The sequence below is a fragment of the Pseudomonas sp. P5_B2 genome (assembly GCF_056400445.1).
The window spans coordinates 1-10,305 of record NZ_JBFULH010000139.1; the positions used below are offsets into that span (position 1 = coordinate 1).

Genomic DNA, 10,305 nt, shown 5'->3' on the forward strand with positions numbered 1-10,305 from the left:
CCATAGATGCGCTCGACGTGGTTGGACCCGCAGATGTGTTCGCCTTAGCGAATAGTCTGTACGACAGGGAGGCTGCCCCCTACGTACTTGAGTTGGTTTGTTCGGATGCTAATGAACATCTGGAGAACAGCACCGGCTTCAAACTCACAGCGCACAGGACGCTTGCGCAAGAGCGCCTCGAAAACAAAGCAATCGACACGTTGATCGTGGCTGCGGGCTGGGAAGTAATGGGTCAGCTTGATGAGGCGGCTATCACATGGATTGGCTCGCAGTCCGAGACGGTGAGGCGCCTGTGTTCGATAAGTGTAGGTGCGTTCGCACTTGCCGAGGCAGGAGTCCTGGAGGGGCGCAAGGCCACGACGCATTGGCAGATGACGCGCGCGCTGGCTGAGCGCTATCCAAATGTACAGGTTGATCCAGATCTGATCTGGGTCAAAGACGGTAATGTGTACACGTCGGCTGGCACATCCGCCGGGATCGATCTTGCACTGGCATTGGTTGGCGAGGATTTAGGCGATGACGTCGCTTTGGACATTGCGAAAAACCTGCTCCTGTTCTTGCGGCGTCCTGGTGGACAGGCACAGTTCAGTGTCACCAGTCGGTCGCAGGATGTACCCGGTACGAATCTGGGTGAGCTATGCCAGTGGATCAGGGAAAATCTAAATTCGGAACTGTCAGTCGAAGCACTGGCCGGCAGGCTTTCCACAAGCATCAGGACGTTATTACGCATGTTCCAGCAAGAGCTGCAGACTTCGCCGGCAAAGTACGTCGAGGACGTTAGGGTGGAAGCAGCCTGCAGAGAACTTGAGCTTGGAGGGCAGTCGATATCAGAAGTCGCGCGTCGCTGTGGTTACCACAGTGTGGATGTCTTAAGGAATGCATTTGTGCGACGTCTTGGGGTTAGCCCAACGGAATACGCACAACGTTTCTCCCGAAATGGCGAGTTGACCTAAGCGTTGTAAATAGTCAGAGCTCTAGGGGGCTTGTATCTCTACCAGTTTCCCATCGCCGTTTATGTCAATGGTTTCAGCGTCGTCATTGGATTGCTCGGCAGTGCAGTCCAGCAGGTGATACTGCAATCCAGCCCACCCAAGTAGTTGCCGTACCATCTAACTTGATCTGCCGCTAGTCGATCAGACGCCCACGTTTCAGAGGTGTTTCGCGAGAGTCTTCGATCAGGGCTGAGGATGGTTTTAGCTTGTCCCCATATGAAAAAAATTGAATGGCGCTACGCAGCCCGCTCTTTTGGTGCGGGAGCAGTAGGCCAAGCACTGATCACCGACTGCAGAAACTGCTCGGATAACTCAGGCTTGTTCAACGCCCTGGCAATCAGCATGGCCCCTGCGATCGATGACAGGATGCGCAGCGATTCCAGATACTTCTCGTCATGGCTTTCCCCATCGACCAACGCCATCAACGTTTCGATCAAGCGTTCGACGCCTTTGGTGAAGGAAACACTGACGGTCCCACCCGTGCGGGCCACGTCGGCGCCCAGCGCGGGGATAGGGCAGCCCTCGGTCCAGTTATCAAGATGCGCTTGCGTCAAGTAACCCTTGATCAGTTCGGGAATGGATTTGGCGTTTTGCCAGTCCTGGATATTGGACTCGAACGTCCGACTGACGGCCTCTGAGGCTAGTTGTTCCTTGCCGCCCGGAAACTGTCCGTAGAAGCCGCCATGGGTCAGGCCCACGGAGCGCGACAGTTCACCAATGCCGATGCCATCGATGCCCTTTTCCCGATACAGCCGGGACGCAGCCGTGAGGATCGCTTCTTTGTTCGCGGCGGCCTGGTCTTTTGTGACTTTCATGAGACTGCTCCTGTAGCCCAGTCGGTTGCACTTGGGAAAAGCGTCGCTGAGAGGCTGGTATTTATTATGGGCGTCATATAAGGTCGTTGCAATGGCTTTGCCCGAATCGACGCAAGTCTGTCGGATCCCGAGCCTGTGGCTCAAGTTGAAAATCTCTACGTGGACCGGACTCATGAATCGTAATGATCTGCGCAGTATCGATCTGAACCTGTTGGTGGTGTTCGAGGCGCTCATCCAGGAACGTAATCTCACCCGCGCCGCCAAGCAATTATCCTTGGGCCAGCCTGCGGTCAGCGCGGCGCTGGTGCGTTTGCGCAAGCTGTTCAACGACCCTTTGTTCGAGCGCATCGGTCGCCGGATGGTGCCCACTAAGCGAGCGTTGAATGCTGCGCAGGCGTTGGGGCCGGCGCTGGATTCCGTTTGTACCGTGCTCACCAATACCAAGGTTTAAGCGGGATCGATCCTTTTTTTACCCTTAAACATGATGGTCATCATTATTGGTGATAGCCAACTTCACTCCGTTCAATTCGTCGCGACCTCGCGCGACGCCGAGAATCCGGAAATTCCCAAACCGTCTGGCGGACACTACCTATGGAACAGTCACTCAAACCTTTGCGTTATCCCCTTGCTGCACTGGCGTTGGTAGTGCTTACCGCGTGTGAACGCACACCCAATGCCGCCCAGGCGCCGGGTGCGCCGCACGTCACCGTGGCCAAGGTGCTGGAGCAACCCATTACCGAATGGGACGAAGTCACCGCCCGCCTGGAAGCGCCGGAAACCGTCGAGGTTCGTCCTCGGGTAACCGGGCAGATTGATCGCGTAGCCTTTAACGACGGCGCGCTGGTGAAGAAGGGCGATTTGCTGTTCCAGATTGACCCACGCCCGTTCGAACACGAAGTGCATCGCATCGAGGCGCAGCTGCAACAGGCGCGCGCCACCCTGGTCCGCACCGGCAACGAAGCGCTGCGGGGCCAGCGCTTGTTGAGCAGTAACGCGATCTCCGCCGAGCTGGCCGACACCCGCACCACCACCGCGCAGGAAGCCCGGGCCGGGGTCGATGCCATTCAGGCGCAGTTGGACCTGGCGCGCTTGAACCTCAGTTTCACCCGCGTCACCGCACCGATCACTGGCCGGGTCAGCCGGGCGGAAATCACCGCCGGCAATATCGTGACCGCCGACACCACACCGCTGACCAGCGTGGTCTCCACCGACAAGGTCTACGCCTATTTCGATGCGGACGAACGCATGTTCCTCAAATACAGCCTGCTTTCCCGCCAGGGGCAGCGCGGTCAAGCCACGCCGGTGTACATGGGTTTGTCGAACGAGGAGGGCAACAGTCACCTCGGGCAGATGAACTTTGTCGACAACCAGGTCAATCCGAAAACCGGCACCATTCGTGGTCGCGCGGTGTTCGATAACGCTGACGGGCAGTACACCCCCGGTCTGTATGCGCGCTTGAAACTGGTGGGCAGCGCCGCCTATCCCGGCCTGCTGATCAAAGATGAAGCGGTGGGCACCGACCTCGGAAAAAAATTCGTGCTGGTGGTCGATCAGGACAATAAGGCTGTTTATCGCAGCGTCGATTTGGGACCGAAACTTGAAGGTTTACGCATCGTGCGCAGCGGTCTGCAAAAAGAAGATCGTATCGTCATCAACGGCCTGCAGCGCGTGCGGCCCGGCGCGGTGATCAGTCCTGAGGATGCGCCAATGGCGAGTCCTGAAGTCGTGTCGATCCTTGAGCAAAAACGTCAGGCGATTGAAGCCTCCCATCAGCCGGTTTCCACGCAATCACCTGCACTGGTGAAAGCGGAAGCAGCCGCCGCACCTCGCGGATAAGGAGCACCGACATGAAGTTTTCCCAGTTCTTTATCACGCGACCGATCTTCGCGGCGGTACTGTCGCTGCTTATCCTGATTGCCGGCGCGATCTCGCTGTTCCAGCTGCCGATCAGCGAATACCCAGAAGTGGTGCCACCCACCGTGGTCGTCCACGCCAACTACCCCGGCGCCAACCCGAAAGTCATCGGTGAAACCGTGGCCGCGCCGCTGGAGCAGGCGATCACCGGCGTCGAGAACATGCTGTACATGTCCTCGCAATCCACCGCTGACGGCCGACTGACTCTGACTGTGACGTTCGCCCTGGGTACCGATCTGGACAACGCCCAGGTCCAGGTGCAGAACCGTGTGACCCGCACCGAGCCCAAGCTACCCGAGGAAGTGACGCGCATCGGCATCACCGTCGACAAGGCGTCTCCCGAGCTGACCTTGCTGGTGCATTTGGTGTCGCCGGACAAGCGCTACGACATGCTCTACCTGTCCAACTACGCGATTCTCAACGTCAAGGATGAGCTGTCGCGCCTGGACGGTATTGGTGACGTGAAGATGTTCGGTATCGGCGATTACTCGCTGCGTATCTGGCTCGATCCGAACAAGACCGCTTCACGCAATCTGACTGCGACCGACGTGGTTAACGCAGTGCGCGAGCAGAACCGTCAGGTCGCTGCCGGGCAACTGGGTTCGCCGCCAGCGCCAAACGCCACGAGCTTCCAGATGTCGATCAACTCCCAGGGACGATTGGTCACTGAAGAAGAGTTCGAGAACGTCATTATCCGCAGCGGTCCGGACGGCGAGATCACGCGCCTGAAAGACATTGCCCGGGTCGAGTTGGGTTCCAACCAGTACGCCTTGCGCGCCTTGCTCAATAACGAGGAAGCGGTGGCGATGCCGATCTTCCAGCGTCCGGGGTCCAACGCCATCGACATCTCCAACCAGGTGCGGGCGAAGATGGCCGAGCTGAAGAAGAACTTCCCGGAAGGCATGGACTACAAAATCGTCTATGACCCGACGATCTTCGTGCGCAGCTCCATCGAGGCGGTGGTTCATACGCTGTTCGAAGCGTTGATCCTTGTGGTGCTGGTGGTGATTCTGTTCCTGCAAACCTGGCGCGCCTCGATCATTCCGCTGGTCGCGGTGCCGGTGTCGCTGATCGGTACGTTTGCCGTGATGCACCTGTTCGGGTTTTCGCTGAATGCGTTATCGCTGTTCGGCCTGGTGTTGGCGATCGGGATCGTGGTCGATGATGCGATCGTGGTGGTGGAGAACGTCGAACGAAACATCGAGTCGGGGCTTGAACCGGTCGAAGCAACCAAAAAAGCCATGGGCGAGGTCACCGGGCCGATCATTGCCACGGCACTGGTGCTGTGTGCGGTGTTCGTGCCCGCAGCCTTTATCTCGGGCTTGACCGGGCAGTTCTACAAACAGTTCGCCCTGACCATTGCCATCTCCACCGTGATCTCGGCGTTCAACTCCCTGACCTTGTCGCCGGCATTGGCCGCGGTGTTGCTCAAGGCACACGGCGCGCCGAAAGACCGCTTCTCCAAAGTGCTGGATCGTCTGCTCGGTGGCTGGCTGTTCAAACCCTTCAACCGCTTCTTCGACAAGGCCAGCCATGGCTACGTAATTGCCGTGGCCAAGGTCATTCGGGGCAGCAGCGTGGCCTTGCTGGTCTATGCCGGCCTGATTGCAATGACGTACGTGGGCTTCAGCACCACGCCAACCGGCTTCGTGCCGACCCAGGACAAAAAGTACTTGGTAACCTTTGCGCAATTGCCGGACGCGGCGAGCCTTGATCGCACCGAGTCGGTGATCCGGCGCATGAGCACCATCGCGATGAACGAGCCGGGCTTCGACAGCGCCGTGGCGTTCCCGGGCCTGTCGATCAATGGGTTCACCAACAGCTCGAACGCCGGCATCGCCTTCATCGGCTTGCGGCCCTTCGACGAGCGCAAAGCTCCGAGCCTGTCCGCCGGCGCGATTTCCGCTTCGCTGAACGCCAAGTTCGGTGGCATCCAGGACGCCTACATCGCGGTGTTCCCGCCGCCGCCCGTGCAGGGGCTGGGCACCATCGGCGGGTTCCGCTTGCAGATCGAGGACCGGGGCAACCTGGGTTACGAAGAGCTGTACAAAGAGACCATGAACATCATCGGTAAGAGCCGCAGTGTTCCGGAGCTGGCCAATTTGTTCACCAGCTACACCGTCAACGTGCCGCAGGTCGACGCTGCGATTGATCGGGAAAAAGCCAAGAGCCATGGCGTGGCCATCAACGACATCTTCGACACATTACAGGTGTACCTGGGCTCACTGTATGCCAACGACTTCAACCGTTTCGGGCGGACCTATCAGGTCAACGTGCAGGCCGAACAGCAGTTCCGCCAGGAACCGGAGCAGATCGGTCAGTTGAAAGTGCGTAACAACAAAGGCGAAATGATCCCGCTGGCCACGTTCGTCAAGGTCAGCCCGACGTCGGGGCCTGATCGAGTCATGCACTACAACGGCTTCATCACCGCGGAAATCAACGGCGGCGCCGCGCCGGGCTACAGCTCAGGCCAGGCCCAGGCGGCGATTGAAAAGCTGCTCAAAGAAGAGCTGCCCAACGGTATGACCTACGAATGGACCGACCTGACCTACCAGCAGATCCTGTCCGGCAATACCGCGTTGCTGGTGTTCCCGCTCTGCGTGCTGTTGGCGTTCCTGGTCCTGGCGGCGCTGTACGAGAGCTGGAGCCTGCCACTCGCGGTGATCCTAATCGTGCCGATGACCCTGCTGTCGGCGATTGCCGGGGTGATCATTTCCAAGGGCGACAACAACATCTTTACCCAGATCGGCCTGATCGTGCTGGTGGGCCTGGCGTGCAAGAACGCGATCCTGATCGTCGAGTTCGCCAAGGATAAACAGGAGCAGGGCATGTCGCCGCTGGACGCGGTGCTGGACGCTTGCCGCATGCGGTTGCGGCCGATTCTGATGACCTCGTTCGCCTTCATCATGGGGGTGATTCCGCTGGTGACCTCCACGGGTGCCGGCTCGGAAATGCGCCGGGCGATGGGGGTCGCGGTGTTCTCCGGGATGCTCGGCGTGACCTTCTTCGGGTTGCTGCTGACGCCAGTGTTCTTCGTGCTGATTCGTCGTTCCATCGAGCGCAACAATGCGCGCAAAGCGGCTCGTATTAACCAAACCCATTCGCTGAATTCGGAGGCGCACTAATGAACGCTTTCAAGCTGTTTTTACCCAGCCTCCTGGTTGCTGCGTTGGCCGCCTGCACTGTGGGTCCCGACTACAAAACACCTGACACCGCGCCGGCCACTGTCGTGTCGATCCAGGGCGGGCACTACGATCAGTCGCGGTTCGAAACGGTGTGGTGGCAGCAGTTCGATGACCCTACGCTCAACCAGTTGGTGAGCAAGTCCCTGGAAGGCAACCGCGATCTGCGCGTCGCGTTTGCCCGATGGAAAGCGGCCCGGGCGATTCGTGATGACGTCAGTAACGACAATTTGCCGGTGGTCACCAGCCGCGTCAGCAGCCAGCAGGGGCGGGGGCAGGTGCCCGGCCAGACCGAAAGCCGAGTCAATCAGGAGCGCTACGATCTGGGGTTGGACATGGCTTGGGAAGTCGACCTGTTTGGCCGAATCCAGCGGCAACTGGAATCCAGCGATGCTCAGGAAGACGCGGCAGCAGCGGACCTGTATCAATTGCGCGTTACCATGATCGCCGAGCTGGTCGATGCTTATGGTCAACTACGGGGCGCTCAACTGCGGGAAAAAATCGCCCTGGCGAACCTGAAAAATCAGCAGGACTCGCGCACTGTGACGGTGAGCCTGCGCGACGACGGTGTGGGCAATGAACTGGACGTGGTGCGGGCCGATGCCCGACTGGCCGCGGTCGAAGCGACGGTGCCGCAACTTCAGGCGGAGCAGGTGCGGGAGAAAAACCGCATTGCCACGCTGTTGGGTGAGCGCCCGGATAAATTGAGCGTGTCGCTCAATCCCGCCGACTTGCCCGCCATCGCCAAGGCCCTGCCGATCGGTGACCCCGGCGAGTTGTTGCGCCGGCGTCCCGATGTCCTTGCCGCGGAGCGCAGGCTGGCGTCCGCTACAGCGGATATCGGCGTGGCCACTGCCGACTTGTTCCCTCGGGTCAGCTTGAGCGGCTTCCTCGGCTTCACCGCCGGCCGTGGTTCACAGATTGGCTCCAGCGCTGCCCGGGCCTGGAGCTTGGGTCCGAGCATTACCTGGGCGGCATTTGACCTGGGCAGCGTGCGGGCGCGCATTCGCGGTGCCAACGCCAACGCCGAAGGGGCCTTAGCCACCTATGAACAGCAAGTCTTGCTGGCGCTGGAAGAGTCGGAAAATGCGTTCAGTGACTATGGCAAACGCCAACAACGCTTGCTGTCGCTGATCAAACAAAGCGAGTCGAGCCGCGCCGCTGCAGACCTCGCGGCCATTCAGTACAAGGAAGGGACCGTGGATTATCTGGTATTGCTGGATGCGCAACGCGAGCGACTCAATGCCGAAGATGCCCAGGCCCTCGGTGAAACCGACCAGTACCGCGGCATCGTTGCGATCTATAAAGCCTTGGGAGGAGGGTGGAATAGCGGCGGTGGCGACGTTGCGGCGATTAACTGAATAGAACCTAAAGATGCCTTAGTGAAATTCTGGGTATAAATCTTGCGCAAGTGAGGCTTTTTTGAGTACAAAAAAGGGCCTTTCTTAGGTCCTTTTGTTAGGGGCACAAAAATCGTTTCAAGGCGTGGGCCAAAACCGCATAAGACTCTCAATATTAAGCTGGCGTGTTGAAATGCAGTCTTGCTCTTTCTATTTTCACATCATTATCCATGGGGTCGGCGTCGTAGGTGACAGAACTAGCGTCAATGAACTGCTGGCCCGGCTCAAGCCGACGTAAAGTAGGCAGCGATTTTTCTCCGCCGCAGAGAAGTGATGGGCATCACAAGGAATCAGCAGCGCGTTGGCGCATTCAAGACCTTTGGCCTTGTGAATGGTACTTATAGCGCGGAGCGGTATGGACGGCTGCATTTGAACTCTCTGGCTGCGCAGCTGCGAGTAGCCCTGTTCCGGCTCATCGAAACTTCCCAGCTTGAGCGCCTCATGAAACTCGCGTCGAAGATCTATTTTTACACAGGAGAAAGCCTCTTCGTCTCTTATAAATCCATGTAATAAGTTCAAGGCCGTTCCAACCCCTCTATGGTCAGGGGTTTCCAGAAGACAGAGTCCCAATCTCTGAATTAATGCCGGCTTGCCACGGCATCTAACCGCGCATCCCGTTTGGACTTCCTGCTTCAAGCGATTTCCAAAGCTAGACGGCGTGAAACCAATACCAATCTCTCCAATGAAATCGCAAAAGGCTCCGGCCAACGCATTAGCGTTTCCAGCGTGCTGACGGCAACTGATTGCGAGTAGTGATAATGCTGATCGGGTAAAGCCCTCCCATATCGGAATGGTACGCCCCCACATAGCATTCAGACTGCGGATTGTCGTGTTGTGAGCAGAAAGAATGAGAAGTCCTCCGTTTCTTCGTGTCACGCTATTGATCTGCCGACCTTCCTCTCTGGAAACCTGATACTGGCCATGTCGCTGAGCTTGGTTGTCAGCCTCAATTATTGAAAGGCCTCGTGGAAGCTGACCTCGCAAATCTAAAGCGTTTCCTTGGCGTAGCATCTCGCGCGCTTCCAGAGTCCACTCGCCCAACGCGCGCGAGCCTTGATCCCAGCGATGTGGATAGTCCAAAAGCTCTGTGGCGTTGCTAGCTCCCAGGAGCCGCTCCCACCTGGTGGTAGTCTCAGCGTTAGAACCGTAGATAGCCTGCATTGGATCTGCAAACACGATCAGCCGAGATCCGGCAATACCGATGGCCATAATGACTCCGTGTTGTCCCTCGTTCGCGTCTTGGTGCTCATCACAGATAACAATGGGGTACCTGCTTGCCAGTGCTCCGCATATGGCAGATGACCGGTGCAGTAACGCAGAGACTTTACGAGCTAGCTGATCAAAGCCGGTACCACCCTGAGCAAAAGCCCATACTGAAACGTCGGACGGCAGATTGAGCACGCGATGATAGGCCGTCGCGATTTGGACAATGAGAGAGTCTATAGTGCCGATCTGCACTCGCGAACCGACTCCTCTGGTTCTCGCGGCAAACACGCTACAAGCGGCGTGGGTATGAGTCAGAATCAAGATTCGTTGGCCTTGTCTGACCGTGCTTGCAGCTTCTCTTGCATACTCCGCTGCTTGGTAAGTTTTCCCGCAGCCCGCGGGAGCCTCTATGACGACTAAGCGGGCATCCGAACGAAGAGCCGCTGCAACGGAGGCATCGCTCATTGTTCAGCCTCTGGGAGAAGAGCAAGCCCAATACTGGTTCGAATAGCATTTAGGAACGGCACCATACGTGCCTGCAGGAGCGGCCATGTCTCAAGCGCGTGAATCTTGTCAGCTAATTCACGGCCGCCAGTTACAGACTTGAACCAAACGGAGGAATGCCCCTTATAAGGGTTTTTGATGCTTCTTTCAGCAGCCGCCAAACGCTCGGGGATCTGGCCTGTCGCAGCGGCAACAATCAAGTTTTTTAACTCTTGATCGGAGCGATCAGATATCAGGTCGAAATCAGCCACCTCGATCTCAAGCCGGTCGGCTAAGGTCCTCAGACGCATGC

At 58.0% G+C, this 10,305-nt stretch carries 8 protein-coding genes; 5 read left to right on the forward strand and 3 right to left on the reverse strand.

From position 1 onward, the window contains the following. Positions 1-2: 2 nt before the first annotated feature. A complete protein-coding gene (locus tag AC1DRJ_RS13415; RefSeq protein WP_477802577.1) occupies positions 3-953 on the forward strand; it encodes a GlxA family transcriptional regulator in 951 nt (316 codons plus the stop codon). Between the two features lie 275 nt (positions 954-1,228). Here AC1DRJ_RS13415 and AC1DRJ_RS13420 read toward each other — a convergent pair whose 3' ends face one another. Continuing rightward, on the reverse strand, positions 1,229-1,807 hold the full coding sequence (locus tag AC1DRJ_RS13420; protein ID WP_008433961.1) for a TetR/AcrR family transcriptional regulator: 579 nt from the start codon (positions 1,805-1,807) through the stop codon (positions 1,229-1,231). A gap of 172 nt (positions 1,808-1,979) precedes the next feature. Between AC1DRJ_RS13420 and AC1DRJ_RS13425 the strand changes: the two genes are divergently transcribed. The 4 genes from AC1DRJ_RS13425 to AC1DRJ_RS13440 all read left to right on the forward strand — a co-directional run bounded on the left by AC1DRJ_RS13425 (position 1,980) and on the right by AC1DRJ_RS13440 (position 8,264). After that, entirely contained in the window at positions 1,980-2,258 is a 279-nt protein-coding gene (locus tag AC1DRJ_RS13425) for a LysR family transcriptional regulator (protein WP_024777185.1), read from the forward strand. Positions 2,259-2,398: 140 nt separating this feature from the next. After that, on the forward strand, positions 2,399-3,643 hold the full coding sequence (mexE, locus tag AC1DRJ_RS13430) for a multidrug efflux RND transporter periplasmic adaptor subunit MexE (protein WP_477802578.1): 1,245 nt from the start codon (positions 2,399-2,401) through the stop codon (positions 3,641-3,643). An 11-nt stretch (positions 3,644-3,654) separates the two neighbouring features. Further along, positions 3,655-6,846, forward strand: a complete 3,192-nt coding sequence (locus AC1DRJ_RS13435; RefSeq protein ID WP_477802579.1) for an efflux RND transporter permease subunit — start codon at positions 3,655-3,657, stop codon at positions 6,844-6,846. Further along, a complete protein-coding gene (locus AC1DRJ_RS13440; protein WP_477802580.1) occupies positions 6,846-8,264 on the forward strand; it encodes an efflux transporter outer membrane subunit in 1,419 nt (472 codons plus the stop codon). Before AC1DRJ_RS13435 ends, AC1DRJ_RS13440 begins: the two co-directional genes overlap by 1 nt. A 195-nt stretch (positions 8,265-8,459) precedes the next feature. Here the strand turns inward: AC1DRJ_RS13440 and AC1DRJ_RS13445 are convergent, their stop codons facing one another. Together AC1DRJ_RS13445 and AC1DRJ_RS13450 are read right to left on the reverse strand one after the other, a co-directional pair. Next, entirely contained in the window at positions 8,460-9,974 is a 1,515-nt protein-coding gene (locus AC1DRJ_RS13445; protein ID WP_477802581.1) for a UvrD-helicase domain-containing protein, read from the reverse strand. Continuing rightward, positions 9,971-10,305 (reverse strand): hypothetical protein (locus tag AC1DRJ_RS13450; RefSeq protein ID WP_477802582.1); only part of this gene is annotated, 335 nt, incomplete at its 5' end. The genes AC1DRJ_RS13445 and AC1DRJ_RS13450, both read right to left, overlap by 4 nt.